This is a genomic window from Agromyces binzhouensis (assembly GCF_004135055.1).
Taxonomy (GTDB): Bacteria; Actinomycetota; Actinomycetes; order Actinomycetales; family Microbacteriaceae; genus Agromyces; species Agromyces binzhouensis.
Genome location: NZ_SDPL01000727.1, coordinates 1 through 787 on the forward strand (window position 1 = coordinate 1; position 787 = coordinate 787).

The 787-nt window shown below is 73.8% G+C and carries 1 protein-coding gene; it reads right to left on the reverse strand.

Annotated features, from left to right (window positions below; all coding sequences use genetic code 11):
- Positions 1-35: 35 nt before the first annotated feature.
- The gene (locus ESO86_RS17905) at positions 36-476 is read right to left on the reverse strand and encodes a Fur family transcriptional regulator (protein ID WP_129236048.1); all 441 of its coding nucleotides are present in this window, start codon (positions 474-476) and stop codon (positions 36-38) included.
- Between the last annotated feature and the right edge of the window lie 311 nt (positions 477-787).

Sequence of the window (787 nt, forward strand, 5' to 3'; positions counted from 1 at the left end):
CGCGGGGCGCGCCTGGGCGAGCGGATGGCGCCGGGCTAGCCGGCGACCTCCCGCTGGCAGTCGGCGCAGAGGCCCCAGAAGGTGACCTCGGCGGTGTGGATGGCGAAGCCGGCGGCGTCGGAGGGCGCGAGGCAGGGCGGCTCGCCCACCACGCAGTCGACGTCGGCCACGGCGCGGCACCGGGTGCAGACGACGTGGTGGTGGTTGTCGCCCGTGCGGCTCTCGTAGAGCGCCGGCGACTCGGCGGGTTCGATGCGTCGCAGCAGTCCGGCGTCGGTGAGCGCACCGAGCACGTTGTAGACCGACTGCAGCGAGGTGCCGGGGAGCGTGCCCGCGACCCGCGAGAGCACGGCATCGGCGTCGAGGTGGCCGTGGCCGCTGACGGCGTCGAGCACCGCGATGCGCGGGGCGGTCACCTTGAGACCCGCGGCGCGAAGGCGCGCTGCGGCGTCGTCGCGGTGGGCCTCGGTGGTCATGCCCCCACCGTAGCAGTTGTTTTGAGTGACTCAAAACAACTGGTACGACGGGTATCGGTTCGTGGCGGGCACCGGGCTCGGGCAAAGCCCGCGCATAGCCTCCGTGCGGACCATCGAATGCAAACCGGTGCGCCCGCACCGCGTGAGGAGCCCGAAGGACCGATCATGACCTCCCAGACCACGACCACGAACGCCGGCACGGACGACCCGGCGACGACGCGGGATGCCCCACCGACCGCTCCGACCGAGCCGCTGCCGCCGGCGGCGCAGACGCCGCCCCCGTTCCACCCGGCCGGGCCCGCTGCCGCGAC

Coding starts and splice junctions, on each gene's coding strand:
- ESO86_RS17905 (WP_129236048.1), bottom strand. CDS start 476: ATGACCACCGAGGCCCACCGCGACGACGCCGCAGCGCGCCTTCGCGCC.